Source organism: Pseudomonas sp. GL-B-19 (genome assembly GCF_019956415.1).
GTDB lineage: Bacteria > Pseudomonadota > Gammaproteobacteria > Pseudomonadales > Pseudomonadaceae > Aquipseudomonas.
Map to the genome: position 1 here is coordinate 16,231 of NZ_JAHBDK010000049.1, position 26,341 is coordinate 42,571.

At 58.3% G+C, this 26,341-nt stretch carries 23 protein-coding genes, 1 tRNA gene and 1 pseudogene; 13 read left to right on the forward strand and 12 right to left on the reverse strand.

Annotation, left to right across the window (positions count from 1 at the left end; all coding sequences use genetic code 11):
* Window positions 1–64: 64 nt before the first annotated feature.
* The 6 genes from KGB06_RS19680 to KGB06_RS19705 all read left to right on the forward strand — a co-directional run bounded on the left by KGB06_RS19680 (window position 65) and on the right by KGB06_RS19705 (window position 4,828).
* Window positions 65–256, forward strand: a complete 192-nt coding sequence (locus KGB06_RS19680; RefSeq protein WP_223518714.1) for a PLDc N-terminal domain-containing protein — start codon at window positions 65–67, stop codon at window positions 254–256.
* Between the two features lie 211 nt (window positions 257–467).
* Window positions 468–701: a hypothetical protein gene (locus KGB06_RS19685; RefSeq protein WP_223518716.1), complete on the forward strand. Its 234-nt coding sequence runs from the start codon at window positions 468–470 to the stop codon at window positions 699–701.
* Window positions 702–914: 213 nt separating this feature from the next.
* Window positions 915–1,256: a ribonuclease E inhibitor RraB gene (locus KGB06_RS19690; RefSeq protein ID WP_223518717.1), complete on the forward strand. Its 342-nt coding sequence runs from the start codon at window positions 915–917 to the stop codon at window positions 1,254–1,256.
* 393 nt (window positions 1,257–1,649) lie between these two features.
* On the forward strand, window positions 1,650–3,059 hold the full coding sequence (locus KGB06_RS19695; RefSeq protein WP_223518718.1) for a circularly permuted type 2 ATP-grasp protein: 1,410 nt from the start codon (window positions 1,650–1,652) through the stop codon (window positions 3,057–3,059).
* Window positions 3,060–3,071: 12 nt separating this feature from the next.
* Window positions 3,072–4,022, forward strand: coding sequence for an alpha-E domain-containing protein (locus tag KGB06_RS19700; RefSeq protein WP_223518720.1), 951 nt, complete (start codon window positions 3,072–3,074; stop codon window positions 4,020–4,022).
* Window positions 4,019–4,828, forward strand: coding sequence for a transglutaminase N-terminal domain-containing protein (locus KGB06_RS19705; protein ID WP_223518722.1), 810 nt, complete (start codon window positions 4,019–4,021; stop codon window positions 4,826–4,828). The genes KGB06_RS19700 and KGB06_RS19705 overlap by 4 nt, the downstream gene beginning before the upstream one ends.
* A gap of 120 nt (window positions 4,829–4,948) precedes the next feature.
* Here the strand turns inward: KGB06_RS19705 and KGB06_RS19710 are convergent, their stop codons facing one another.
* On the reverse strand, window positions 4,949–5,770 hold the full coding sequence (locus tag KGB06_RS19710; protein ID WP_223518724.1) for a c-type cytochrome: 822 nt from the start codon (window positions 5,768–5,770) through the stop codon (window positions 4,949–4,951).
* A gap of 594 nt (window positions 5,771–6,364) precedes the next feature.
* On the opposite strand from KGB06_RS19710, the gene KGB06_RS19715 reads away from it, so the two are divergent.
* From KGB06_RS19715 to KGB06_RS19725, 3 genes are all read left to right on the forward strand, one after another.
* Window positions 6,365–7,570, forward strand: a complete 1,206-nt coding sequence (locus tag KGB06_RS19715; protein WP_223518726.1) for an acetyl-CoA C-acetyltransferase — start codon at window positions 6,365–6,367, stop codon at window positions 7,568–7,570.
* A 27-nt stretch (window positions 7,571–7,597) separates the two neighbouring features.
* Complete coding sequence (locus tag KGB06_RS19720) at window positions 7,598–9,742, forward strand: 3-hydroxyacyl-CoA dehydrogenase NAD-binding domain-containing protein (RefSeq protein WP_223518728.1); 2,145 nt, start codon at window positions 7,598–7,600, stop codon at window positions 9,740–9,742.
* 95 nt (window positions 9,743–9,837) lie between these two features.
* Window positions 9,838–10,560: an amidotransferase gene (locus KGB06_RS19725; RefSeq protein WP_223518730.1), complete on the forward strand. Its 723-nt coding sequence runs from the start codon at window positions 9,838–9,840 to the stop codon at window positions 10,558–10,560.
* Window positions 10,561–10,645: 85 nt separating this feature from the next.
* Here KGB06_RS19725 and KGB06_RS19730 read toward each other — a convergent pair whose 3' ends face one another.
* The 3 genes from KGB06_RS19730 to KGB06_RS19740 all read right to left on the reverse strand — a co-directional run bounded on the left by KGB06_RS19730 (window position 10,646) and on the right by KGB06_RS19740 (window position 13,392).
* Complete coding sequence (locus KGB06_RS19730; RefSeq protein ID WP_223518732.1) at window positions 10,646–11,620, reverse strand: magnesium and cobalt transport protein CorA; 975 nt, start codon at window positions 11,618–11,620, stop codon at window positions 10,646–10,648.
* A gap of 147 nt (window positions 11,621–11,767) precedes the next feature.
* On the reverse strand, window positions 11,768–12,490 hold the full coding sequence (locus tag KGB06_RS19735; protein WP_223518734.1) for a lysophospholipid acyltransferase family protein: 723 nt from the start codon (window positions 12,488–12,490) through the stop codon (window positions 11,768–11,770).
* A gap of 212 nt (window positions 12,491–12,702) precedes the next feature.
* On the reverse strand, window positions 12,703–13,392 hold the full coding sequence (locus KGB06_RS19740; RefSeq protein WP_222585383.1) for a crotonase/enoyl-CoA hydratase family protein: 690 nt from the start codon (window positions 13,390–13,392) through the stop codon (window positions 12,703–12,705).
* 308 nt (window positions 13,393–13,700) lie between these two features.
* Between KGB06_RS19740 and KGB06_RS19745 the strand changes: the two genes are divergently transcribed.
* A tRNA-Ser gene (locus KGB06_RS19745) sits at window positions 13,701–13,790 on the forward strand.
* Between the two features lie 203 nt (window positions 13,791–13,993).
* A complete protein-coding gene (locus tag KGB06_RS19750) occupies window positions 13,994–14,308 on the forward strand; it encodes a hypothetical protein (protein WP_223518736.1) in 315 nt (104 codons plus the stop codon).
* A 96-nt stretch (window positions 14,309–14,404) separates the two neighbouring features.
* Here the strand turns inward: KGB06_RS19750 and KGB06_RS29910 are convergent.
* The 8 genes and pseudogenes from KGB06_RS29910 to KGB06_RS19785 all read right to left on the reverse strand — a co-directional run.
* Window positions 14,405–14,542, reverse strand: a pseudogene (locus KGB06_RS29910) (site-specific integrase); the annotation flags it as partial.
* On the reverse strand, window positions 14,526–14,915 hold the full coding sequence (locus KGB06_RS19755; RefSeq protein ID WP_223518738.1) for a hypothetical protein: 390 nt from the start codon (window positions 14,913–14,915) through the stop codon (window positions 14,526–14,528). The pseudogene KGB06_RS29910 and the gene KGB06_RS19755, both read right to left, overlap by 17 nt.
* 64 nt (window positions 14,916–14,979) lie before the next feature.
* Window positions 14,980–15,774: an SDR family NAD(P)-dependent oxidoreductase gene (locus KGB06_RS19760; protein ID WP_223518740.1), complete on the reverse strand. Its 795-nt coding sequence runs from the start codon at window positions 15,772–15,774 to the stop codon at window positions 14,980–14,982.
* A gap of 59 nt (window positions 15,775–15,833) precedes the next feature.
* Window positions 15,834–17,072, reverse strand: a complete 1,239-nt coding sequence (locus tag KGB06_RS19765; RefSeq protein WP_223518742.1) for a thiolase family protein — start codon at window positions 17,070–17,072, stop codon at window positions 15,834–15,836.
* A 211-nt stretch (window positions 17,073–17,283) separates the two neighbouring features.
* Window positions 17,284–18,840 (reverse strand): class I adenylate-forming enzyme family protein, encoded by a 1,557-nt coding sequence (locus tag KGB06_RS19770; protein WP_223518752.1) that lies wholly within the window; start codon window positions 18,838–18,840, stop codon window positions 17,284–17,286.
* A gap of 21 nt (window positions 18,841–18,861) precedes the next feature.
* A complete protein-coding gene (locus tag KGB06_RS19775) occupies window positions 18,862–19,992 on the reverse strand; it encodes a saccharopine dehydrogenase family protein (protein WP_223518759.1) in 1,131 nt (376 codons plus the stop codon).
* A 40-nt stretch (window positions 19,993–20,032) separates the two neighbouring features.
* Window positions 20,033–21,313 carry an acyl-CoA dehydrogenase family protein gene (locus tag KGB06_RS19780; protein WP_223518761.1) on the reverse strand — a complete coding sequence of 427 codons (1,281 nt, stop codon included), beginning with the start codon at window positions 21,311–21,313 and terminating at the stop codon, window positions 20,033–20,035.
* A gap of 44 nt (window positions 21,314–21,357) precedes the next feature.
* Window positions 21,358–22,359, reverse strand: a complete 1,002-nt coding sequence (locus KGB06_RS19785; RefSeq protein ID WP_223518763.1) for an NmrA family NAD(P)-binding protein — start codon at window positions 22,357–22,359, stop codon at window positions 21,358–21,360.
* A gap of 134 nt (window positions 22,360–22,493) precedes the next feature.
* On the opposite strand from KGB06_RS19785, the gene KGB06_RS19790 reads away from it, so the two are divergent.
* A complete protein-coding gene (locus KGB06_RS19790; protein ID WP_223518765.1) occupies window positions 22,494–23,348 on the forward strand; it encodes a helix-turn-helix domain-containing protein in 855 nt (284 codons plus the stop codon).
* Between the two features lie 664 nt (window positions 23,349–24,012).
* A complete protein-coding gene (locus KGB06_RS19795) occupies window positions 24,013–26,283 on the forward strand; it encodes a LuxR C-terminal-related transcriptional regulator (RefSeq protein WP_223518767.1) in 2,271 nt (756 codons plus the stop codon).
* The last annotated feature ends 58 nt before the right edge of the window (window positions 26,284–26,341 follow it).

Here is a 26,341-nt window from a genome sequence, read left to right on the forward strand (position 1 = left end):
AATCGGAACACTGGCATTGGGCGGCTATCCTAAGAGTGCAAAATCACTCTTAGGGAGCGTCACCATGGGTTCTACGTTCAACAGCCTGATTGCCTTGATCATTTTCGTGCTGGATATCTGGGCCATCATCAACGTGTTTAAAAGTGGCGCCACCACCGGGATGAAAGTCCTCTGGGTGGTGTTGATCGCGTGCTTGCCGGTGCTGGGGCTGATCATCTGGGCCATCACCGGACCGCGGGCTGACGTACGGATCTGACTCCATTCCCTGTAGGAGCCTAGCTTGCTCGCGAAAGCGGTGTATCAGTCAATACACATGTCGGCTGATACACCGCTTTCGCGAGCAAGCTCGGCTCCTACATGGGGCATGTATTTTTCAGGCTCCAATGCAGTAATCCGTTGAACGAACAGTCCGCGCAAAAGTCCAGATGCTTGTAAGCCCATCCATGGGTTTTATCGAGGAGGCTCTGATGCAAAAGTGGAAAATCACTTTCGTAGATGATCACGGCGAAACAGTCGATGAAGTCTTTGAGTGCGACGAATGCCCGGATAACGAGCACGCCGCCAAACTCATCAAGGCCCGACTCCTTCCTGTCGCCGCCGTACTGGATCTGAACGATCTGGAAGGGCGAACTCCCGATGCGACCGTCAAAAGTCTTAAAGCCCAGAACAGCATACAAATCCTCGGCATCACGCCAATCTGAACATCTCCTGTCACATTCTCATCCAGTCCTTGGCAGCGGCTCTCTCTTGAGGCTACTCTGCAATCGAGATCAGCGAATGGATCGCTAAGGTCTGGTCTTGTCAGCTACATGCTTGCTTCCCACCGGCAACGAGGTTGCCGCATCGCTCGCACCACTCGGTTGCGCGTGCCGGGAATACGGAAAGTCTATCCATCACTATGAGGGGGACGTTTCATGAGCACAGCCTATCAAGAAGACATCAGCAGCTCGGTGCTGCGCCGCATGAAAGAAGGCGGTTTCGACTTTTCAAGATTCCATCCCATCGAGTTCTACGCCATTTTCCCCGACGAGGAGCGGGCCCGCAGAGCAGCAGGTCATTACCGTGGTGAGTCCTTGAATGCGCAAATCAGTGTGCGCGACGACGGCGCATGGGCGCTCGAACTGAGCAAAGTCATGTACGCCACATACGATGACATCGGCGATTTCGAGCAATGTTTTGAGGCCGTGGTCGAGCCTCTGGGCGGCATCATTGAAGGATGGGGCGTCAAGCAGGAGGTACGAGGGCTACTCGCATAATCTTATGAACAGTGACACGCACTAACGGCTGGCCTTCGGGTTGGCCGTTTTAGTTTATGGGGCGGCAAAATCCTTCCGGCAAAACCCTGAAACAAGAATCCGGCGCAAAAAAAACCGCCTGAGCAGGCGGCTAAAGGGAAGTTCGGGCTGTTTTCCAGCGAATGCGCGGATTATCCGCACGGGCGGGCGGGCAGTGAAATCAACTCTGACTATGCTGGTGATAGGCGACAACGTCGCCTTGCAATGAAGCGGGGGCAATCAAGTTGGGGCGTTTGCTGCACGGGATTGGTGCGGTATTAACGGTGTTGATTTCCAACTGATTGATATCAAAGCGTTTATGCCGATGGCACGGGCCTTGCGAAGCCTAGGTGTCCGGGTGACAAGGAGTACGGCATGATCCGCACCTATTTTGATGAAATGTACGATGCCGGCGGCCAGGTCCGCCCGCATTATCGGGAGTTTGCCCGTTGGCTGGCCGAAACGCCTGACGAACTTTTGGCACAACGGCGACGCGAGGCCGATCTGTTGTTTCATCGCGCCGGGATTACTTTTACGCTCTATGGGGACGAGCAGGGGACAGAGCGCCTGATTCCCTTCGATACAATCCCTCGCAGCATCCCTGCCAGTGAATGGCGGGTCGTCGAGCGCGGCTGCATTCAGCGGGTCAAGGCATTGAACATGTTCCTTGCCGACCTCTATCACGAGCAGCGCATCATCAAGGCGGGCATCATTCCTGCCGAGCAAGTGCTGGCCAACGAGCAATACCAGTTGGCGATGCAAGGGCTGAATCTGCATCGGGATATCTATTCGCACATCTCTGGCGTCGATCTGGTGCGCGACGGCGACGGCACGTACTACGTGCTCGAAGACAACCTGCGTACACCCAGCGGCGTGAGCTACATGCTCGAAGATCGCAAGATGATGATGCGGCTGTTTCCCGAACTGTTCGCGGCGCAACGCATTGCCCCCATCGATCACTATCCGAATTTGCTCCTGGATACCCTGAAAAGCTCCAGCCCGATCGACAATCCGAGCGTGGTGGTGCTAACGCCGGGTCGCTTCAACAGCGCGTTTTTCGAGCATGCCTTTTTGGCCCGGGAGATGGGCGTTGAACTGGTGGAAGGCGCAGACCTGTTCGTGCGCGATGACAAGGTGTTCATGCGCACCACAGACGGGCCGAAAGCCGTCGATGTGATCTACCGTCGCCTCGACGATGCATTCCTCGACCCGCTGGCGTTCAATCCGGATTCGATGCTGGGCGTTCCGGGCCTGCTGTCATCGTACCGCTCCGGCAATGTGGTGCTGGCGAATGCCATCGGCACCGGAGTCGCGGACGACAAGTCGGTGTACCCGTTTGTCACCGACATGATCCGTTTCTACCTCGACGAAGAACCGATCCTGAAAAACGTGCCGACGTTTCAGTGCCGCAATCCATCTGAACTGTCCCACGTGCTGGCCAATCTTCCCGATCTGGTGGTCAAGGAAACCCAGGGCTCCGGCGGTTACGGAATGCTGGTCGGGCCAGCGGCGACGGCGGCGGAAATCGAGTCGTTTCGCGCGCGGATCAAAGCCAAGCCGCACGCGTACATCGCACAACCGACGTTGTCCCTGTCGACCTGTCCGACCTTTGTCGAAAACGGCATCGCCCCACGCCACATCGACCTGCGTCCGTTTGTATTGTCTGGCCGCGAAACCCGGGTTGTGCCCGGCGGTTTGACCCGTGTCGCCCTGCGTGAAGGCTCTCTGGTGGTGAATTCATCCCAGGGTGGCGGAACCAAGGACACCTGGGTGGTCGAGGATTGAAGGAAGCTTGCCATGCTAAGTAGAACTGCCTCGGATTTGTATTGGATGTCGCGTTATCTGGAGCGAGCGGAAAACCTCGCACGGATGCTCGACATCAGTTATTCGCTGTCGCTGATGCCACAGGATGGTCGCGGTGACGGGCTGCACGAACTCGCCATGCCGCTGCTGATCACCGGCACCCTGGATGATTACCTGGAGCGCCACGGCGAGTTGCATGCCGAACGGCTGCTGCACTTTTTCGCCCTGGACGCGGCCAACCCGGCGAGCATCTACAGCTGCCTCGGCGCCGCTCGGGCCAGTGCCCATGCGGTGCGTGGGCGAATCACCGCCGACATGTGGGAAAACATCAACGCCACCTGGCTGGAGATTCGCGGGATCGCCGAACAGGGTTTGAGCCGCTACGGCATGAGCCGTTTTTGCGAATGGATCAAGGAACGTTCCCACCTGTTTCGGGGCGCGTCCTACGGCACCATCATGCGTAACGATGCGTTCCGCTTCATTCGTCTGGGAACATTTATCGAACGGGCTGACAACACGCTGCGCCTGCTCGACGCTCGCTACGAAATGGCCGGCGATCAAGCTGAAACCGTCAGTGACAGTACGGCGCACGCCTATTATCAGTGGAGCGCATTGCTGCGTGCGCTGTCGTCGTTCGAGGCGTACACCGAGATCTACCGCGACGCCCCCGGTGCCCGGCATGTGGCTGAGTTGCTGTTGCTGCGGGCCGATGTGCCGCGCTCCCTGCGCGCCTGCACCGAGGAAATCGACCAGATCCTCGCCAGTTTGCCGGGGGCCAACGGCCGTCCGGCACAACGCCTGGCCGCTGAGATAGACGCGCGCCTGCGCTACACCGGCATCAACGAAATTCTCGACGAAGGCCTGCACGCCTGGCTGACCGAGTTCATCCCGCTGGTGCGCCAGTTGGGCAACGCCATTCACAGTTCTTACCTGGAGGCTGCATGAGACTTTCCATTAGCCACGAAACCACCTATCACTATGAAGATCAGGTGCGGGCGAGCATCCAGTACCTGCGACTGACACCCCACGACAGCGAGCGTCAGCACGTGCTCAGCTGGCAGCTCGACCTGCCGCGCCCGGTACGCGCGCAACTCGATCCGTTCGGCAACATATTGCACGTGCTGACCATGGACGAGCCGCATGAGGCGATCATCATCGGCGCCCGTGGTCAGGTCGATATCGACGAACTGCGCGAAGCCGAGCATGAAAGCCAGTCGGCGCTGCCGTTCCTGCGTTTCACGCGCCTGACCGAGCCCGACGAAGCGTTGCGAGCGTTCGCGCAAAAGGAATGCAAAACACGTCGGGATCGCACCGCGCTGATCGACTTGATGCATGGCCTTAACCAGCACATGACCTACACGCCCGGCGCAACCGAAGTCGACACCAGCGCGGCTCAGGCCTTCGCCGGGCGTTCAGGCGTCTGTCAGGACCACACCCATGCCTTTCTCGCCTGCGCGCGCAGCCTGGGCATTCCGTCGCGTTATGTGTCGGGTTATCTGTACAGCGAGAACAGCGAACACCTGGCCAGTCACGCCTGGGCGGAAGCCTGGCTCGATGACGCCTGGTACAGTTTTGACGTGACCAATGAACTGGCCCGACCGGAGCGTCACTTGAAACTGGCCGTGGGCCTGGATTACCTGGATGCCTGCCCGGTACGCGGAATGCGCCGGGGCGGCGGCTGCGAGCAGATGCATGCGAAGGTGTTTGTGTCGCCAACGCCGATGCCGGTTATCTCTGTCCAACAGCAATAATCTGCCGCACCACAAAAACCTGTGGGAGCGAGCCTGCTCGCGATAGCGGTCTTCCAGTCAGCAAACCTGTGACTGACACACCGCCATCGCGAGCAGGCTCGCTCCGACATGGATTCAGGGTCAGGGCTTAACCTTGCGCCCGGCCATATGCTTCAAATACCCCACCAGCATTTCCAGATCCCGCTCCGGTAACACCTGCGCGGTAAACCCCGGCATCTTCGCCTGCGGCCACTGGCGCAAGCTTTGCGGATCACGGATATACCGCTTCAGGAAGTCCGCCCCAAAATACTCGGTCGGGTTATACGGAATATTCAGATCCGGCCCGAATTGCGCATCTCCGGCGCCGTTCAGTCGATGGCACGCCAGGCAGTTCTTCTGAAACAGCGCAAAACCTAGATTGACCGGATCGTCCGCTTTAAAGGCCGGATCCGGCAGCAGGGCAGGGAAGCGTTCGGCCACCGGCGCCATGCGCTTGATGCTGGCGACCTGGTACGGCCATTGCTCGGGGCTGATATTGCCTGTTTGAGGATTCGTCCAGACCAGATAAAACGGCCCGGCACTCGGCTTGCCTTCAGACAACGCTGGCCACGGTTTGGCCGGGTCTTCAATCGCCAACCATGCCTGCGCACCTTGGGTGTTGAGCAACGGTGCAGCGGCCAGTTCGGCGGCAAATCCGTCCAGCGCCACGGCTTGTAGATGGTCAGCAGGCTTGATGCCGGTCAACAACGCCGCCAGCGGCACCGCTTGATAGCTCATGTCTCGTTTGTAGGAAACGTCGTCGGCAATGCGCAGGGTCTGGAGTTGCGGGTGCTTGAGCAGTTCCTCGGTCTGCCAGGTGCGACTGCTCGCGCCCAGCTCCAGGTTCAGCTGTGCGGCAAACAGAGGCGTGCTGAGCAGCAAGGCCCCGATCAGAGTGAGCGTTTTCAATAGATCGCCATCCATGTCGTGAAGGTGCCACAAAGGTTGGCACACCCACGCTGGCTCGGGTAGCGAGCCAGTCACATTTTTAAAATGACGATATAAATACCTGACGCCGTATTTTTTCCCGACTAGCCAATCACCTTGGTCAGATTCGGCAAAATCAACAACAGCGTGGTAGCGAAAAGAATGAGCCCGGCTTGACGTACTTTCGAATGTTTGAACATGGCTTGACCGCCTTTTTTGTTATTTCCTGATGCCTGCCTGCATATCTCCATGACGGCAGAGCGTTGCACTTCCTGTCAGACGAGCGCCTCGGCAAAACCCGACGACAACTTCGTACACTTCACCTTAGAGCCCGCGTCACCCGTGGTTTAGATCCATTTCGTATGGGTATTCCATAAAAAGCTATAAAAAAGACATGAGGCCTATTGCCAGCTTCTTGGGCGCCCTTTTGCTAGACAGCTCCGTGTCCTGAAACGGTTAATCCCATTGCTCACTACCGTCCGTCTGAGCGTGTCCGTCAACGTCTGTGAGCGCTGCGGTCATTGAATCCGCGGCGGCTCGGCATAAGAGTGAGCGCTCAGTATTTACTCACCGCCCAGGTTCGAGGACGTCATGACCCAAGCTTTGATATTCGATGCGTTACGCACGCCCCGCGGCAAAGGCAAGGCCGATGGCGCCTTGCACAGCGTCAAACCGGTCAATCTGGTGGCCGGGTTGCTCACGGCGCTGCAACAGCGCACCTCGCTCGATACCAGCCAGGTCGATGATGTCGTGCTGGGCTGCGTGACGCCCATTGGTGATCAAGGCTCCGATATCGCCAAGACCGCGACCCAAGTGGCGGATTGGGACGTCAGCGTCGCAGGTGTGCAGATCAACCGTTTTTGCGCTTCGGGTCTTGAGGCGGTGAACCTCGGCGCGATGAAGGTGCGTTCCGGTTTCGAAGATCTGGTGGTGGTCGGCGGTGTCGAGTCGATGTCCCGCGTGCCAATGGGCAGTGACGGCGGGGCCTGGGCGCTGGACCCGGAAACCAATCTGCACAGCCATTTCACCCCGCAAGGCGTAGGCGCAGACCTGATCGCCACCCTCGAAGGTTTCAGCCGCCAGGATGTCGATGCCTACGCGCTGCACTCGCAACAAAAAGCGGCACGGGCGCGGGCGAACGGTTCGTTCAACAAGTCACTGGTGCCGGTGCAGGATCAGAACGGCATCATCTTGCTCGATCACGATGAGTTCATTCGCGCCGACTCCACCCTGGAAGGCTTGGGCAAGCTCAAACCGAGCTTCGAGATGATGGGGCAAATGGGCTTCGATGCCACGGCGTTGCGCGTCTACAGCCATGTCGAACGGATTAATCACGTTCACACGCCGGGCAACAGTTCCGGGATCGTCGATGGCGCCGCGCTGATGCTGATCGGTTCCGAAGCCAAGGGGCGGGCGCTGGGCTTGCAGCCACGGGCGCGGATCGTCGCCACGGCGGTCACCAGCACCGACCCGACCATCATGCTCACCGGCCCCGCGCCGGCCACCCGTAAAGCTCTGGCCAAGGCCGGCCTGCGGGTCGAAGACATCGACCTGTTTGAAGTCAATGAAGCGTTTGCCTCGGTGGTGCTCAAATTCATCAAGGACATGGCCATCGACCCGGACAAGGTCAACGTAAACGGCGGTTCCATCGCCATGGGCCATCCGCTGGGCGCCACGGGATGCGCGATTCTCGGCACGCTGCTCGATGAGCTGGAAACCCGACGCCTGCGCTATGGCCTCGCGACCCTGTGTGTCGGCGGCGGCATGGGCATTGCCACCATCATCGAACGCCTCTGAGCCCCCGACTTTCAAGGAAACATGTTCATGACTGAAGCCATCCGTTACGAAAAAGGTCAGGATCAGATCGTCGTCCTGACCATCGACATGCCAGGCCAGAGCGCCAACACCATGAACGCGGTCTACCGCGAAGCCATGGCCGCCTGCGTCGCCCGTCTGGTCGCTGAAAAAGACAGCATTGCCGGGGTCATCATCACTTCGGCGAAGAAGACGTTCTTCGCCGGCGGCGACCTTAATGAACTGATCAAAGTCGGCAAACCCGAAGCCAAAGCGTTCTACGACATGGTGCTGACGCTCAAAGGCCAATTGCGCACCCTGGAAACCCTCGGCAAACCGGTGGTGGCCGCGATTAACGGCGCAGCATTGGGCGGCGGCTGGGAAATCTGTCTGGCGTGCCATTACCGCGTGGCGCTGGACAATCCGTCCGTGCAACTCGGCCTGCCGGAAGTCACCCTTGGCCTGTTGCCGGGCGGCGGAGGGGTGGTGCGCATGGTGCGGATGCTGGGGATTGAGAAATCCTTGTCGTACCTGCTCGAAGGCAAAAAAGTCCGACCACAACAGGCGTTGCAGGCCGGATTGATCGACGAGTTGGCGAATGATCCTGGCGAACTGCTGAGCAAGGCACGGGCCTGGATTCTGGCCAACCCAACGGCGATTCAGCGCTGGGACGTGAAGGGTTATCAGATCCCGGGCGGTACACCGTCCAGCCCGAAAGTCGCGCAAATGCTTGCCATCGCGCCGTCGATCCTGCGCAGCAAAACCCAGGGCTGCATGCCCGCGCCGGAGAAAATTCTCTGCGCGGCGGTTGAAGGTGCTCAGGTGGATTTCGACACCGCGCACCTGATTGAAACCCGTTACTTCACAGAATTGACCACCGGCCAAATCTCGAAAAACCTGATCGGCACGTTCTGGTTCCAGCTCAACGAGATCAATGCCGGTCGGTCACGGCCGCAAGGTTTTGCGCCTTACGTGACGCAAAAAGTCGGGGTGCTCGGCGCCGGGATGATGGGCGCGGGCATCGCGTTTGTCAGCGCATCGGCGGGCATCGAGGTGATGCTCAAGGACATCACCCTGGCGGCAGCAGAGAAGGGCAAGGCCCATTCGGCAGCGCTGCTGGACAAGAAAGTCGCGCGCGGCCAAATGATTGCGCAGCAGCGTGAGGCGATCCTGGCGCGGATCCGCACCACCGAAAGCGATGCGGACCTGGCCGGTTGCGACTTGATTATCGAGGCAGTATTCGAAGATCGTGAACTCAAAGCCAAGGTCTCCTCGGCCGCGCAAAAAGTCGTCGGCCCGGATGCCGTGATCGCCTCTAACACCTCGACCTTGCCGATCAGCGGACTGGCCACTGCGGTGCCGGATCAGGCCAAGTTCATCGGCCTGCATTTCTTCAGTCCTGTGGAAAAAATGCCGTTGGTGGAAATCATCAAAGGCGCCCACACCAGCGACGAAACTCTGGCTCGCGGGTTCGATTTCGTCCTGCAAATCAAGAAAACCCCGATTGTGGTCAACGACAGTCGCGGTTTCTTTACTTCACGGGTGTTCGGCACTTTCACCAACGAAGGCATCGCCATGCTCGGCGAAGGTGTCAGCGCGCCGATGATCGAAACCGAAGCACGAAAGGCTGGTATGCCCATCGGGCCTCTGGCGATCTCTGACGAAGTTTCCCTCAGCCTCATGAGCCATATCCGCCAGCAAACGGCCAAAGACCTGCAAGCAGAAGGGAAACCGCTGATTGAACACCCGGCGTTTGCTGTGATTGACTTGCTGCTCAACGAATACAAACGGCCCGGTAAAGCGGCAGGAGGCGGTTTCTATGAATACCCGGCCGCCGGCCAGAAACATTTATGGCCGAAGCTGAAAAGCCGCTTCGAGAAGCCTGACGGGCAGATTTCGCCAAAGGATGTGCGTGATCGCCTGCTGTTCGTGCAAGCCATCGAGACCGTGCGCTGTGTGGAGGAGGGCGTGTTGATGTCGACGGCAGACGCCAACGTCGGCTCGATCTTCGGCATCGGTTTTGCGGCCTGGACCGGCGGTGCTTTGCAATTCATCAATCAGTACGGCGTGCAAGACTTCGTCGCCCGCGCCCAATACCTGGCGGCGCAGTATGGCGAGCGCTTCAATCCGCCGGCCTTGTTGCTGGAAAAAGCCGCTAAAGGGGAGGCGTTTTAAGGGACCGGTGACGCTTCGCGGGGCTTGCCTTGGAACGGTGTTTCGAGGCAGGCTCTGGGGTGTGCATTATTCCCATCACGCGTCAGGTATTTTTTATGTCGTTACGCATCTGCATTCTGGAAACCGACCACCTGCGTCCGGAATTGGTCGACCAATATCAGGGCTACGGGCAGATGTTCAAACAGCTGTTTTCGCAGCAGCCTATCGCGGCCGAGTTCACCGTCTATAACGTGGTGCAGGGCGAATACCCAAGCGACGACCTGACGTTCGACGCCTACCTGGTGACGGGCAGCAAGGCCGATTCCTTCGGCACCGACCCGTGGATCGAAACCCTCAAGACCTACCTGCTGACCCGCTACGAGCGCGGCGACAAACTGTTGGGCGTGTGTTTCGGCCATCAGTTGCTGGCGCTGTTGCTGGGTGGCAAAAGCGAACGTGCAACCCAAGGCTGGGGCGTCGGCACCCATAGCTACAAACTCGCCGCCAAGGCGCCGTGGATGAGCCCGGTCAGGGAAGAGTTGACCTTGTTGATCAGCCACCAGGATCAGGTGACCTCGCTACCGGAAAACGCCACGGTCATCGCTTCCAGCGATTTCTGCCCGTTCGCCGCTTACCACATCAACGATCAGGTGCTGTGCTTCCAGGGGCATCCGGAGTTCATTCACGATTATTCGCGCGCGCTGTTGGATATCCGTCAACAAGCGTTGGGCGAGCATATCTACTCCAAAGGCGTGGCCAGCCTTGAGCATGAGCATCATGGCGCTACGGTTGCGGAGTGGATGATGCGGTTTGTGGCGCACAAAACAGAAACGGTTTAAAGCAAAAACATGCAGGCTCGCCCACACTGGAGATCCCCTGTGGGAGCGAGCCTGCTCGCGATTGTCACAGGCGACTCGGTATTGACTAAAGCCACCCCGACTTCTTGAAACTCGCCCACAACCCTGTACACCCCACCACAATAAACCCCAGCACCCCAAAGTACCCGTATTGCCAAGCCAACTCCGGCATGTTCTGGAAGTTCATCCCGTAAATCCCGGCCACCGCCGTGGGAAATGCCAAAATCGCCGCCCACGCCGCAAACTTGCGCTGCACCACGCTCTGGCGTGAAGCTTCCAGCAGCACTCCAATCTCAATCGTCTGGCTGGCAATGTCTGCCAGGGTTGTCAGGTCTTCCATCTGCCGCGTCACGTGAATCTGCACATCACGGAAGTACGGGCGCATGGTCTTGTCGATGAACGGGAAGCTCAGCTTCTGCAGCTCCTCACCGATCTCCACCATCGGCGCCGCATAACGACGCAGGCGCAATACGTCCCGGCGCAGGCCGTGAAGTTTCTGGATGTCACGTTCATTCAGCGCACCGCACAACAACACGTTGTGTTCCAGCTCATCGATCTCGGCATGGATCGCTTCGCCCATCGGCTGGTAGTTTTCAATCACGAAATCGAGGAGGGCATAGAGGACGAAGTCTTCCCCATGCTCAAGTAACAGGGGGCGCGCCTCACAACGCTGTCGGACATAGGCGTAGGACGCCGAGTGGCCATTGCGTGCAGTAATGATGTAACCGTTGCCGGCAAAGATATGAGTCTCGATGAACTCCAGTTTGCCTTCGTTACGAATCGGCGAATACGTGACGATAAACAGTGCATCACCGAACGTTTCGAGCTTCGGTCGGCTGTGCTTTTCCAGGGCATCTTCGATGGCCAGTTCATGCAGGTTGAACTGGCGTTGCAGGTTGGCCAGTTCCTGGGCGTTCGGTTCTTCAAGGCCGATCCAGACAAAGTGACCAGGTTTTGCAGCCCAGGCAGCGCCTTCGTCGAGGGTGATATTGGTGACTCTCTTACCGGCGCTGTAAACCGCAGCAGCAACAACTCTACCCATGATTCAGGTTCACTTCTTATTAGCAGATGGCAGTGGCAGGCAATCTTCAGCTTAGCCTTGTCTGCTGCTTGAGAGTGAGCGAACTTTGCAGAGTTCGAAGGGAAAAGCTCGCAGGCAAAAGAAAACCCGCACCAGGCGGGTTTGTTTTTACGCGGCTTGCAGTTGCCGATCCATCGAAGCGATGCACTCGCGCATCTGCTCGCGGCATTGATCCATCAGCATGGGCATGTCGTCCAGGCTCAATCCCGCTGTCGGAATCGCCGGCAACGAGCGAATCAGAATTTTCCCACTGCGCCAGCGGTTCAAACGCATGTGTTTGACGTAACTGCTGACACACACCGGCACGATCGGCACACCGGCAGCGATCGCCATCTGGAACGCGCCTTTCTTGAACGGCAGCAACTCTTCGCCAAGGTTGCGCGTGCCTTCCGGGAAGACCCAGATCGAAGTGTCTTCATGCTGCAAGGTGCGCGTGGTGGTCAACATCGACTGGCGCGCCTTTTGCGCATTGCCGCGGTCGATCAACACGTTACCGGCCAGCCAGAACAGTTGCCCGAACAGCGGCACCCACTTAAGGCTTTTCTTGCCGATGCACACGGTGCGGCGGGGCACCACATTGCCGAACACAAACAAGTCGTAGTTGGACTGGTGATTAGCGACGATGACGCAGCTGTCAGGCTTGTTCATCAATGGCGCGACATCGGTCTTCACTCGTAAACGCAAAATACACATCGCCGGCCACGCATACAGGCGTGCGCACAAACGGCTGTTGTCCGGGTTGAACGGGCGACACAGGCCTAGAATCACCCCAAGCACACCGGCCAGAATAAAGTGCAGGCCCATCAAGAACATACGAAACACAAACAGCATTTGCAGGCCCCACCGGGACAAAAGGTGGCGCAGTGTACGGATGTGCACTGTTTTCGGCAATTGCCGCTAAAGGGGGGAGAAAGGCGATGTTTGTGAGCATGTTTCTGACTTGTTGGTCAGCTGCGGCCTAGAGCGGTTGCGGACTTTTCAACGCTGCGCGTAAGAAAAAGCCCGACACGACGGTCGGGCTTTTCGGTGCAGCAAGTTTGGGCTTAACCCATATGCTCCTGGTCCAGGATGATCGCGTTGTCCAGCGTCTCCAGCAACGCCTTGCGTACTTTCAGCTTGGTGTTCTTGTGCGCGGTCATGTTGATCTTCTTCAACTGACGAGCCGCCGCCAGCGCTGCACCTTGCAACTCTTCGGCCGACACCACCACGTCGAGGAAACCGGCATCCACGGCGCTCTGCGGGTTAAACATCTCACCATTGATCACGGAGCGGTGGAACGCCGACTTGCGCAGGCGATCACGGGCGATCTCGATACCGGCGTGGTGCATGGTCATGCCGATCTGCACTTCGTTCAGACCAATGCTGAACGGCCCATCGACACCAATGCGGTAATCCGCCGACAACAGCAGGAACGCACCCTTGGCCACGGCATGCCCAGGGCACGCCACAATTACCGGGAACGGGTGCGACAGCAGGCGACGGGCCAGGGTCGAACCAGCAGTGACCAACGCCACCGCTTCTTTAGGGCCGGACGTCATCACCTTCAAGTCATAACCACCCGACAGAATCCCCGGCGTACCGGTAATGATCACCACCGCACGATCAGTCACCGCTTGATCCAGCGCAGCGTTAAACGCAGCAATCACGTCGGGCGAGATGGCATTGACCTTGCCATTGCTCAAGGTCAGGGTCGCGATGCCGTCTTCGAGATGGTAGGAAATCAACTCACTCATGACGCTATTCCTTGTATGAAAGTTGAGGCAGACGTTACCCATCGCGGCACGTCAGGTAAAGCGCTGTGACTGACCCGCCAGTCACCCTTTCCCCGCCGGACAAGCGTGGCCCGCCACACCCGCCGCGCATTCCCCTCTATATAGAAGAGGGCACGAAGCCGGAGATTGGCAGGTTTGCCATGGGCAGCAACCCACCGGAATGACTAAAACGCTAAGCGCATGAAAATTCTGCAAAAAAAATTTGCCATCGGAAAAGGTTTCGACTACATTAGCGCGCCTCGACAGACAGAACTTGTTTGACGAGATACGGTGAAGTGTCCGAGTGGCTTAAGGAGCACGCCTGGAAAGTGTGTATACAAGAAATTGTATCGAGAGTTCGAATCTCTCCTTCACCGCCACATTCTGCAAACACAAACCCCTGATTTTCCTAGAGAAAGTCGGGGGTTTGTGGTTTCTGGCGTCTGAAAAAGGGCGATATGGGAAAAGGCGTGGGGGCCTTTTTTGTGGCCGAGAAAACCACCACCCCATAGACGGGTGTACCAACTCCCGGCCCTTTGGTTTTGCGCTCGGGGGGCCATTCACTCGAAACGGACTTGAACCTATGACCCCGCCATTGACCAATCCCTACGACTACCCACCAGCCGAGCCAGCAGTGACCTGGCATCAGGTGACGGCAGCCCTCGCACAGCTTTCGCTGCCGCTCGGAATCGCCCTGCACCAACGCATCAATGATGTCACCCAGGCCAAGGCCCCCGGTATCTTTGTCGACGCTCTGGGAGAGCTCGAAGGTTACCTGGCCGCCTTGGACGATGCCAAACTGTTGAGCTTTGAACGCCAACGCCTGATCAAGGATTACGTGTTGCGCGGCTGGACAGCCTGGCGGGCGAGCTTTGCTATCGAGGCGAGGGAGCAATGAGCATGGGCTGGTTCGGTGAGGATCACCGTCGAGGTATTCAGAGCGCTATGGGCGGGCAAAGTGCGATACGCCAATCAAGACGTAATAGCTGAACCTCTATAGCTTCAGTGCTAATTGCAACATCCCGACGACATCCGGCCCATCCTCGTTGATCCACGTCCCATAGTGCTGGCGGATCATGTTCCCGTTGGTGTGGCCCATCTGCTCGGCGATCCAGTCAATCGAGGCTATACCGGGGGGCACGCTGGTAATAACGCCAGAAGAGTAGTGAGTAGACGATGTCACCTGATGCCACCACCGGCAATGGCCAAGGTATGCTGCCAGCCAGCCAGTGGCCATAAACCACCACAACAAACAGTACTTTCAGGATCACCCCGAGCAGGATATAGGGACGATACTGCAGCGGATCGCGAGCGATCATCCAATAGGCCCAGCCGAATATGATAACCAGGCACGTGGTGAGTTGAATGAAGAGGGTTGAGGTAGGGGTAATTTGCAGCCCCAACAGCGCAGCTACGGGTCGCATAGCTACAAGTAATGGAAGACCCGCGAGTACGTTGAAACAAGCGGCAGAAATAAAAAGCTTGCGGGTATAACTGTCGGTCATGGGATTGTTCCTGAGAGGTGGTGACGCCTCGCATCACGCAGAGACATCTTGTAACTTTTGGGTCTCAGCCAAGCAGCTTGAGTAATGCCGGATAGCTATTGGGGAACAGCCTGCTTACCCAGAACAAGGTGCTCGACTTGTTCCCTGTGATAATGCGTTTGGTTCCGTTGCGGAGCCCCTTGATGATGTCGCCGGCACAATCCGCCGCTGGCGTCAGTAGCATTTTTTCTGCCAGTGCCGTGAACCTTTCTTCTGTTTTACCGGCGGCTTTACAGCGTCGTCCGGCCTTTTCAATATTGGTTTTGATTCCGCCAGGGTGCACACACACGGCGCGTACACCGCTACCATCGAGTTCAGACCATAATGCTTCGGTCAGACCACGTACGGCGAACTTCGACATGTTGTAGGCGCTTTGCATCGGGTAACCCACCAGGCCAAATACGCTGGAAATATTGACGATGCAGCCTTCTCGCTGGGCCAACATCATCGGCAGGAACGCTTTGGTACCGTACAGCACGCCCCACATGTTGATACCGAGTTGCCACTCGTACTCATCGATGGAGGTGTTGGCAACTGTCCCGATGACTGCGGCACCTGCGTTGTTAATGACGAAGTGCGCTGTGCCAAAATCTCGCTTCACCTCGTCAGCATGAGCCTGGAAGGCGTCCCAGGACGATACGTCCAGGATGTAACCTTTCGCTTTGCTGGCGTCAGGCAATAGTTTCATGGTTTTGTCGAGGCCTACTTGGTCGATGTCGGACAGTGCGACATGTGCGCCAGCTTCCACCAGTTGGATAGCCAACTCCCGACCAATGCCTGATCCTGCGCCAGTGATGACGACTACTTTGTTTTGGAACATGTTTTTTATCCTTCTTGTTTTGATTGGTTTCGCCACTACAAATTTTTTGCTGAAAAGAACTATTTGCTGAGAATGTGGATCGCGACTGCTGCCTCCTCAATACCCTGCAAACCGCCGCCGTTTTCTTGGATTGCATGGCGTGCGCCATGTACCTGGCGTGCGCCAGCCTCCCCGCGCAGTTGCGTCACAAGTTCGTAGAGCTGGCCGATCCCGGTAGCGCCGAGTGGATGACCTTTCGATTCCAGGCCACCTGAAGTATTGACCGGGATGCGCCCGCCCAGCGTGAATTCGCCACGTTCAGCCGCAGGTCCGCCCTGACCAAACGGGACCAGACTCAGGTTTTCGACCTGAATTATTTCGCCCATCGCCGAGGCGTCATGGACTTCGGCGACATGCATGTCTTGCGGCCCCAGGCCCGCCTGTTCATAGGCCTGGTTAGCGGCCAGGCGACCGACGTTCAGTTCCGGCTGATCGAGACGGCGATGGCTGAAGCTACGGATAACGCTGGCCGCTACCTTGATGCAGCGGCTTCTGTCCGCACCGATGCGTGCGAGTCCTTCCTCGGTGCACAGGATGGCTGCCGCTGCACCGTCCGACAGCGGCGCGCACATTGGCAGGGTGAGCGGGTAGGTGATCGGAGGGGCGGCAAGGATTTCGTCGATACTGAAGGCTTTGCGAAATTGAGCGTAAGGGTTATGTACCGAGTGGGTGTGGTTTTTCGCCGACACTGCTGCGATCTGCCGCTGCGTGGTGCCGTAGGTTTTCATATGCTGACGGCATAATGCGGCATAGATGGCCATAAACTTGCTGTAAGGCTTGTCCGATTCCGACCCGGCGGGTGATACCACGCCTTCGCCCATTTTCACCAACATCTGGTAATTCTCTTCGGCGCGAGAAACATCCCATCCAGCCTCGAACAGCGAGAGGGCCTTCAGTCTATCCGGGATATTCATCTTTTCCGCACCCAACGCCAGAGCGATACTGGCTGTACCGGCCTTGAGACTTTGCACGGCCAAATTGAAGGCTGAGCTACCCGAAGCGCAGGCATTCTCGACGTTATAGATAGGAATGCTTTCAATACCGATCTTGCTGAACACGACTTGACCGGGGATCGAGAGCTGGCCTTGCAATGGGCCATTGGTCATGCCGGCATAAAATGCGATATCGAGATCGGCGGCACTGCAGTCGGCGTCCTTCAACGCACCATGGAAAGCCTCGCGTGCCAAGTCGTCGAGGCTGCGTTCGTTGTGGCGGCCGAAGACGGTCATGGCGATGCCGGCGATATAGATATTGCTCATTGAAAATTCCTTATATTCAGTTGGTCGGTGTCCAGCTCGCACCCCACGGCGTGGTTGACGTTGGGTGCGCGCCTCGGCAGCGGCTTCCTGAAGTGCTGGTCGGTGCCGGGTTTAGCCAGGCGTATCTCGGCCACGTGCAGGCTGAGGTTGAAGATCGACCTCGATTTTTTCCCAATCGGGTAGCCCGACGGGCCTGAGATCTCCGGTTGTGTCAGATTTTCCGAGCCGAGTTTTCCCAATACGGCTGACGCAGTTCTTTTTTCAGCACCTTGCCCACCGGACTACGTGGCAGGCTGCTAGTGAAGTCGACAGACTTCGGTGCCATCACGCTACCCAGCTTGACTTTGCACAGCTCGATAAGCTCCTGCTCTGTGGTTTCCTGGCCTGGGTTGAGCTCGACCACGGCCTTGACGGCCTCGCCCCATTTCTCATCGGGCACGCCAATCACGGCGCAGTCCTGAACGGCCGGATGTCCCCACAGCACTTGCTCGACTTGGCTGGGATAGACGTTGAAACCGCCGGAAATAATCATGTCCTTTTTGCGATCGGTGAGGTGCAGATAGCCTTCGACATCGATATGGCCGATGTCGCCGGTATGCAGCCAACCGTCGACGATGGTCTCGGCGGTCTTCTCCGGCTGCTTGTAGTAACCCTTCATGATCAGGTCGCCGCGCACGCATATTTCACCGGTTTCACCGCGCGGCAGGATCTGGTTGGTGTCGCTCATCACTTCGACGCGGACCAGCGGGTTAGGGCGGCCGACCGAGGACAGGCGTTCGTCGTCGGCGAATTGGTCGCCCACCATATGCTCGTCGGGACGAAGGTTGGCGATACTGGCCGGTGCTTCGGTCTGACCATAGCCGCCGGTCATGACTGGACCGAAAATCTCGATAGCTTTCTTCAGCTTGTCTACCGACATCGGAGCCGCGCCGTACATCAGGTACTTCACCGAGGAGAAGTCCAGCTTCTCGATACCGGGAATCTCCAACAGCCTGTAGATCACCGTTGGCGGCAGAAAGAGCTCGCTGACCTTGTGCTGCGCAATGGCGTTCAACATCAATGCCGGATCGGGTTTGGTAATAACCACTACAGTGCCACCTTGCGCCGTGCAGGGTACGGCCAACAGGCCGGCAGTGTGGGTCATCGGTGCGGCGGCCATATTCACCGGCTTTTCACCATTGCGATAAGCACAGGTCAGCATGAAGTGGGCAATGAACGTCTGCACGCTGCGGTGGGTGTTCATCACTCCCTTCGGCGTGCCCGTAGTGCCACCAGTGGGTGAGACCGCCACCACGTCGTCCATGTCATAGGCGACTTCGGGACGGCTCGCCGGCTGGCCGGCACTCCATAGTTCCAACGAAGGTGCATCGACAGCATCGGCATCAATACAGATCCAGTGCTTGATCTTCGGCAGCTTGGGCCGCAGCTCGGTGATGATTCCCGCGAAATCGTTTTGGTAGAACATCACCTCGCAGTCGAATGCGTCGAGGATGTAGTGATTTTCTTCGCTCGAGTTGCGCGCGTTGACTGGAATCCAGGTCATGTTGGCGCGCCATAGACCCAGTGTGCAGGCCCAGGCGGTGACGTCGTTACCTGACCAAACGGCACCCTTGGTTTCCTTCGGCAAGCCCAGTGCGAGCAGCTTATTGGCGATGCGACACGAGAGCTCGCCGATTTCGTTGAAGGTGTAGGAGCGCTCACCCTGGATGTAGGCGACCCCAGCAGGGTTGATGCCCCAGCCGCGATCGTAAAAGTCAATGATGGCCATAAGTGGTTCCTGTGCCGGTAATCAGAGTTTGGTAACGGTGGCACGGGCCAGGCCGCGCTCTTCCAGGAAACCGAGCAGATAGCGGTGTCCAAAAGCCTTGGAGCCGGAAGCGAAGCCGACCTTGTTGGTGTCGCCGTCGAGCAGCTTGATCGCCGCCGCGGCCTGTAGGGCACCGGTGGAAATATAGGGTGTGACGCCATGCACGGTAGCGCGCACGGCGGCCAGGTGACCGCGGCCGATAGCGATGTCGACGCTGCGTTGCAAGGTGGTGCGTTCGCGGGGCGGCATGCTCGGCGTGGTGGCTTCTACCAGGCTCCTCACCACCGCGTCCTGCTGCTCCTTGGACAGGTGCTTGTATTCGGCTTCCCACTTCTGGCTCAGACCATGCACCATCGGCATCACATTGTTGTCGTAGAAACCGACCGCGGAGGTGCAGGCGCGCACGCGCGGATCATGCTCGAAGTAAATCGGCAGCGAGGTTCCCCCCCAAGGCAGGCAGAAAACCGGCTGCATGAAGTTGGGGTCGACAATGTTGAACGAAGCGGTGGCTGGGTGCTGCACCAGCTTGTTTTCCCACAGGTAGAACTGCTCCCTGTGGAACAATTCGAAAATCGAGGCCGCCGAGCCCAGGCTGACCCCTGCGACATCACGCGGGCCGCGGCACAGGGCGGCGGTTTCCAGCACGTCGATGCCGGGGGTTTCCAGCGCCAGTTCGGCGGCGATCTCGGAGAAGCTGAACATGTAGGACAGCGATGGCGAAACCAGTAAGCCAGCCTGACGATAGAGTTCGCCAAATTGCTCGCGAACCTGACGGACATAGCTTTGCTCGCCGGTGGTATCTATGTGGTGGCAGCCGGCCTTGAGCGCGGCCTCAACGGTGGTCAGACCGAAGTTGACGAAGGGGCCAACGGTGTTGCAGACAACCTTTGCCCCCTTGAAGGCGGCGCTCAGCGACTCGACGTTGTGCTCGGCCTCGATGATTTCGTAGGTCGCGGACTCCAGCCGTACCACCCGCTGCGCCATCATTTCCTGCGCACGCTTGGCATTGCGTGCCACAGCGGTGAAGGGGATGTTCTGGTCAATCAGCCAGTCCATGGTCAGCATGCCGGTGTAGCCACTGGCGCCATATACAACTACGGGATATTTAGCCATTTCTATTGTCTCCAAAGTTTATTGTTAGTCGGGTTTTGGATCAGTATTGGGGCCAGCCGTCTTCGTAGAGCTCCTGGACAAGGAACCCAAGGCGGGTGGTGAGCATCATGTTCTCGCCATCCTCGATCAGCGCGGCGCGAGCATCGCGGAACAACTTCTCCATGGGGTACTCGCGGGTCAGGCCGTTGCCGCCGAACAGCTGCATGGCATCGCTGACCACGCGCATAGCCTCTTCGGTCACGGTGACCTTGCTGGAAGCCGTGGCACAGGGGTGCCCCTGCGGGGACAGACGCGCATAGGCCAGGGAACGGCGGGCGACAGCCCGGCAAAGCTCGACACGACGCATCATGTCGCCGATGCGGTAGCGGGTAAGCTGGTGGTTGATCAGCAGTTGGCCACCCTGCTTGCGCTCATGGCAGTAGGCCAGGGCCAGCTCGAACGCGGAACGTGCCACGCCAGTGAACCATTGCGCCATGTGGGTGCCAGCGAACGACCAGGTCGAAACGACGTTGCCGTAGTACTCGTCCTGCAGGGCCACGGCGAAGCGCTTGGGAATCCGCACGTTGTCGAAATACACCTCGCCCTGCGGCAGGGCGCGCTGACCGATCTTCTCCAGCGGCTTGCCCTTGCTGACACCGGGCAAGTCCAGGGGCACGATTACGGAGATGCCATAAGGCAAGCCATTGGCATCGTAGAAACCGTTGCCATAGTCGGCGGTCATGTAGGCCAGGGCCACCTGGGCCACCGCGCCGTTGGACACCCAGGCCGAGCACTGTCCATTAATGACGATCTCGTGCTCGCCGACCTTGGCGAAGAGATTGCCCTTGTTGCCCAACTGCCCCGGCACCCAGTCGCGCTGCAAGTCGAAGGCGCTGACATCAGTGCCCTTGTCCGGATGGGTAATCATCCAGCAGCCGATTTTCCCGGCACTCAGATCGATCAGCTCCTGGTTCCCTACGGCTTTGGCCATTTCGTTCGGGAAGGTGCTGACGCCCAGGGAAACCGCCAGACCGGCATCGCCCCAGCCCATTTCCTCGCCGATCATAGACTCGACGCGTACAGCCGTTTCCGGCGGCAGTTCGGCCAGTAGATCGGAATCCAGGCCCAGCTTGGCGGCTTCGCTGAACACGCTGTAGTACGGCGAGCCGGGGGCGACCACCTGCTCTGCGGTCATCTTGTCGAGTTCCTGACCAAGGGGACGCATGAAATCCTTGGCAAAGCGATGCACGCTGTCCTGGATGCCGCGCTCGACCTCGTTCAGGGGCGTTTCAAAGCCGGTTATTGAAATGTCAGGCAGGTTGATCCGGTTACTTAGTTTCATGATGGGCCTCGTCATATCACTCGGTTTTTCTTATGGCCTGCACTCTAGGCGTCGGCCGGCAGTTCGCCGGCGGCGATCAGCGCGGCGCGCATGGCTTCGACGAAAGGCTCTACGGTGTCGACGAACAGCTCTTGCAGCGGCGTCCCCTTGAACTCGGGGAGGAAGGTCTTGTTCCAGTTGCCGAACAGCGACATGCCCGCTGGGGTATCGACCATGGCGACACCGATCGCCAGTAGGGTCTGGATGGCACCGGGACTGGAAGCCGCGTAGGCCGCACGCCACTGATCGGGCGTCAACACGTTACGCTCGATCGGGCGACCCACGACCTGTTCGCGCGCAGCCAGCAGCTCGTTCCACGAACACCAGGCCGTGGTCGCGACTGGGCAGATCGCATTGCGCGAGGCCGGGTGAGCCAGCACATGCGGAATGATGCGGCCGACATCCGCGCCGGTCGACCAGGCCAACTTGGCGTCGGGATCGCCCATCACCATCACCGGCTCGAGCATGTAGTACTCGATCCAGGCACCGGCCGGAATGATGGTGTAGTCCATGCCGGCCAATTCGATCATGCGCCGGATGAACGCCTTCTGCCGGGCCATCAAGCGGTGCGTGGTGTCGGTCTGCCAGAACTGCTCGAACTCGTAGATCGCGCCGTACTCGGACGGCACGAAGCGTTCGACCCCGGCTTCCTTGGCGGCAAAGATCAGCGGCATCTGCGATTCGGTGGCGTAGAGGGGTACGCAGGACACCAGGTAGTCGGTGCCGCGCAGCGCCGGGACCAGCGCTTCGGCAATGGTGACGTCGACCTCCTTGATGGTCACGCCCTGGCGCGCCCATTCGGCGTACTGCAGCTGCTTTTGCGTCTCGCTCTTGCTGATGCCCGACGATGAGCGTTCCACCTGGCCGGAGCGGCGCGCCAGCACATTGATATTGACCAGGCCCTGGCGAATGAACTCATTGACGCAGGCGACGCCGGTAGTCCCGGTGGCGCCGAATACAGTGACGGTCTTCTTGCTCATGCTGTTTTCCTGGCTGTGATCAGTCATGCGGGCGAGCGGTTGTGCCTGCCTCGCATTAAGGCGAGTGGCGGAATATTTGGCCGATTATTGTTCTTCCCGACATCGACAACTCACCTGAAAAGCGGTCATATTTATCAAAATATGCTCATTCTGAGATGCCCATGAATCCGCAGCTGCAAGTACATGAAACACTGGGGCTACCCATGCTTGGCGGCATGGTGTGCAGTGAAATGCCCTTGTATGCAGAGCGCTATTTTCTACATGCAACTGATCGCTCCGCACCGCCGATTGACAGCATGGTTCTGCTGACTCAATTCGGTGGCTCACGGGTGAAGGAGGGGATAGGGGGCGAGTTGCGCTCTATATCAATGCCTCGTTTGTCAATACTGGTGCCTGCGAGCTGTGCCACTCATTGGCACTATTCCGGCAGCATTGATTTCGCGGTTTTTTATCTGCCCGAGCGCACTGATGGCGTGTTTCAACAATTGCGTGAGATATGCGCAGACGCGCAGGCACCATTGCCCTTCAGTGATGGTTTGGTGAGCGCAGCGGCCCGGCAACTGATGGATGAGCTAAGTCTTGGGAAGGGAGCTGATCAGGGGTTCATGGCAAGATTGGCCATGGTCATGCTTGAGCAGGTGTATCGTGCGCTACGAGTTAACGCGAGCAGAGGTATTTATCCGCCGCATATTCATCTAGCGCGTCTACATACAGTACTGGCCTTCATTCGCGAGCATCTGGGGCAGGAACTGTCGATCAGCACGCTGGCTGGCCAGGCGGGTGTCAGTCCGGCTCATTTCCGGCGGCTGTTTCAGCGCGCCATGGGTATGCCGCCCCATCGCTATGTGATGAATGTGCGACTAGAACATGCACGTGATCTGCTCATGCAGACCGATCTACCTATTTTGCATGTGGCACTGGAGTGTGGCTTCAGCTCTCAAAGCCATCTGACTGCGGCGTTCAAAGTTGCGCACGCAAGTACACCGGCCGAATACAGAGCCCTGGCTGGAAGGTAGGGGCTATCCTGAACGGATGCTTTGGCGTGGCGTGCAGGTCACTCCACCGAAAGTACGCACGCGGCTTGCATTGCACCAGGCTTCAAGTCCTCGGACTATTCCATGGTAGTGTTCGACCGTCAGGAACTGTATCCAGCGGTGTTTGGCGAGAACTTGCAGAACTCAAGTCAGAAAATAACTAGCTTCAAAGTTGCCATCAAAGGCCACGACCAGCGACCTTCAGACGCTCCTTGGGTAAGCGTCTCTCAACCACCAGGGTCTGAAAAAAATGGATTGCATAGAGCCCCAACTGATCCTCAAAACGACACCGCCGCGTAGTCAGAAATCAGCACGGATGCGAAACCGCCTGGGTATCCATACCCAGGAACTGACAGACAAGGTGGTGATCGCTGTTCAAGCGCCGGCAGGCTTCGGCAAAACCTTTCTGCTGACCCAATGGCGCCGTGAATGTTTGTCTCACGGCGCAGTGGTGGCCTGGATTACGCTGGATGCACAAGATGATGGTGCTCGTTTTGTCCAGGGGCTGGGAGCTGCCATGGCAATTGGCAGCGGTCGGCCGTCGTTTGCCCGCGCATTCGAGCCTATTGCGGGACTGGGGCGTGACGAACAGGAAGGGCTGACGCAGTGGTTGGCGGAAGTGGCTGATCTGGGTAGTGAAACCGTATTGATTCTGGATGAAGTGGATACCCTGCCCGAGCTGACGATCCGTTACTCCTTGACGTACCTGTTGCACAACGCGCCGGCCAATTTGCGCATCATCATGGCCTCTCGCACACGGTTGAATCTGCAAGTGACCGACCTCGCGGCAAGAGGGCTTTTCACGACGATCATGACTGCGGCTTTACGACTGAATGTGGAAGAGGCGGTCGCCATCCTCAATGACCGTTTCGGCGCAAGGGTTGATGCCGACCTCTGCGTGCGGCTGCACGAGATAACCGAAGGCTGGCCGCTTGGCCTGCAATTAGCGATTTCGGCGTTGGAGAAGAGCCCGAATCGAAGTGCGGCAGTCGAAGAGTTGTCGACTTGTCTGGGTGATATCCAGCGTTATTTCGTCGACAGTCTGGTCGCACATCTTCGGGAGGAGCAGGTTCGCTTTCTGACTGGCATTGCATTGTTGGAAATGGTCCAGCCCTTGTTATGTGAGGCGCTGACGGGCAACTCTCGCTCGGGTGAATTACTGAAGGAATTGTGTGCCTCGACACCGATTTTTGTTGAAAGTATCGACAGTGACTGGGTGCGCATCCATCCATTGGCGCGGGAATTTCTGCTCGGTCGTTTTGCCGACTTGCCGTTGGAGGAACGTCAGGGTTATCACCGGCGCGGCGCTGTATGGCTGGAGCACCACGGTTTCCTGGAGCAGGCCGCCCGGCAATATCTGTTGGCCGGCATGCCCCAGCCGGCCTATACGTTGATCGGCAAATGCCTGTACGAAGTCATGTTGCAAGGGCAGTTCAGCCGGGTGCTGGAGTGGGTCGAGGAGCTTGGTCCCGCTGACGTATTGTCGCATCCGCGCATCTGCCTGGCGGCGGCCTGGACATTAGCATTGGGAGAGCGTCAGGCAGAAGCGGCGCAATTGATTGCTGCTATTGAACAGCATCCGTCCGCCGACGAGGCGACACGTTGTGAAGCTGCCGCCATCGCCGCCGCAGCCGCCTACTTTGCGGACCATCCGGATGAATCGCATGAACTCATCATGCCTTGGGTCGATCGATTGCCTTCATTCTCAATCAAGGTGCAAGCCATTGTCGCGAGCCAGATCGCCCGGCTGACGCTGTTGCAGGGACAACCGGAGAAAGCCCGACGAATCCTTCAGCGAGCACCGATTTACGCGGGTAGTCCTGGCCTTGATGCCATACGCGGGTATGGCGAGTGGGTGGTCGGTCTTGCTTATTTATACGAGGGTCGAATGGTGTCGGCGCGCACGGCGTTGCACGACAGCCTGTTGCATGCCGAACGGGACATCGGTCGGCGCAGTCCGGTGGCGGTCATTTTAGCGAGCGCTCTGGCGACAGTGTTGCTGGAACAGGGGGAGATTCAGGAATCCGCTACGGTGCTGGCGAACAGGCTGGATATCGTTGAACGATTGGCGTCCCCCGATGCCATTGTGCAGGGTTTTCTCGCCGCCGCTCGACTGGCTTCAATCCAGGGGCAGGGCCATCGCGGGCAGGATCTGCTAGAGGCGTTATTCGCCCTTGGAGAAGAGCGAAATATTCCACGATTTTGCATTGCCTCCCTGGGAGAACAAATACGCCTGCATGCCTTGCAGGGACGCAGCGATACCTGTCAGGCATTATGGCGACGGCTGGACAGTTTCACGCCGGTTATTGCCCGTGAGCGAGCAGGGTTGCTTGGTCCGGAGCTGGACTTGCTGGCCGGGGTAGCCAACGCTTATGCCTTACTGGCCCAACGTGATTGGGAGGCTATGCTGGCGGTGCTGGACAAGGTTAGCGAAACAGCCGAATACCTGCGTCGTGGGCGAGACATCGTGCAGATCAAGCTGCTCAGGGCACTTGCACTTCGGGCGACCGGACAGGGCGGCACTGACTATTTGCTGGAGGCTGTCAGCCTCGCGCAAGAAAACGGTATGTTACGCGTGGTGCAGGACACCCATCCGGACCTGATCAAATGGGAGCAGACGCTCCAGCGTGATACGGTCAATTTGCTCGCGGCGACCTCTACGCCCGCACCTGTTCCGCGACCGGAATCCACCCCATTGAGCGTGTCCCCAAGTCGTCTTTTGACGCCCAAGGAGCGCGAGGTGTTGCAGTTATTGGCTCGCAACCTGTCCAACAAGCAAATCGCCCTGGCGCTGAATGTCGGCGAGGAAACCGTGAAGTGGCACCTGAAAAACCTGTTTGGAAAATTCCAGGCCGGCACAAGACAGCATGTTGTCGCGCGTGCATACATGCTGGGAATTCTCGAGACAGCGGGCTAATGCGAGTCCACCACCCGAGGTGATCCGTTCGGATCATCCTTCAATCCCCCCCCCCGCC